Source organism: Candidatus Corynebacterium faecigallinarum (assembly GCF_052264515.1).
Lineage (GTDB): Bacteria > Actinomycetota > Actinomycetes > Mycobacteriales > Mycobacteriaceae > Corynebacterium > Corynebacterium faecigallinarum.
This window is the reverse complement of sequence record NZ_JBQQOC010000098.1, coordinates 1-466: the sequence shown is the minus strand read 5'-3', so window position 1 is coordinate 466 and position 466 is coordinate 1. Positions and strand designations below refer to the sequence as shown.

Annotated in this window: 1 protein-coding gene; it reads right to left on the bottom strand. The window is 60.1% G+C overall.

From position 1 onward, the window contains the following. The coding region (locus ACTXPP_RS14225) for an IS3 family transposase (protein WP_443342783.1) at nucleotides 1-466 on the bottom strand (466 nt) is incomplete at both ends.

Genomic DNA, 466 nt, shown 5'->3' with positions numbered 1-466 from the left:
GATAGGTCCTCTCGATCCAGGTCACGATCGCGATCCTCAGTTGCTCACGCGTGATCCAGGAACGCCGATCAAGGACGTTCTTCTGCAGGAGAGAGAAGAACGATTCCATCGCAGCATTGTCGCCGCTCGAACCCACCCTGCCCATGGAACCGACCATGTCGTGGCCGGCCAGAGCACGCAGGAACTTCCGGCTTCGAAATTGAGATCCTCTGTCCGAATGGACCACGCAACCGACGACGTCACCGCGCATCTGGACCGCGTTCTCAAGTGCTTGGACAGCCAGGCGGGACTTCATCCTGGAGTCGATGGAGTACCCGACGATGCGCCGGCTGAAGGCGTCTTTGATCGCACAGCAGTAGAGCTTGCCTTCCGCGGTTCCGTGTTCCGTGATGTCCACGAGCCAGAGTTCATTCGCCCGCGTCGCAGCGAACACATGCCGGGTACGACCATGCTCATCGACCACGGC